Raw genomic sequence first — 372 nt, forward strand, 5'->3', positions numbered from 1 at the left:
CTTCTTCCGTCATGTAACAGTAGTATGCTTTTTTCTCATCCAACAGCTGTTGAATATAGTTTTTATAAATATCAACCCGTTCCATTGAGCGGTATGGGCCATATTGGCCAGCGTCTGTGTCAATGCTTTCATCCCACTCTAGTCCAAGCCATCTTAAACTGTCCATTAATTTTTCAGTTGCTGTATCCACATTCCGTGCTTGGTCTGTATCTTCAATCCGCAGCACAAACGCGCCGCCTGCAGATTTAGCAAACAAGTAATTAAACAGCGCCGAACGCGCTCCACCTATATGCAAATGCCCCGTAGGACTAGGGGCAAACCGGACCCGTATATCTTTCGTCATCACGACGCACTCCTTTGGCTACCTTATTC

General features: G+C 45.7%; 1 protein-coding gene. It reads right to left on the reverse strand.

What is annotated here, in order from left to right; all coding sequences use genetic code 11:
* A partial coding sequence (locus CHH91_RS18015; RefSeq protein WP_286160835.1) for a glutamate--tRNA ligase family protein occupies window positions 1-343 on the reverse strand: 343 nt, incomplete at its 3' end.
* Window positions 344-372: the final 29 nt, after the last annotated feature.

It is taken from the genome of Virgibacillus sp. 7505, from assembly GCF_002272135.1.
In the GTDB taxonomy this organism is placed as follows: Bacteria; Bacillota; Bacilli; order Bacillales; family Amphibacillaceae; genus Terribacillus.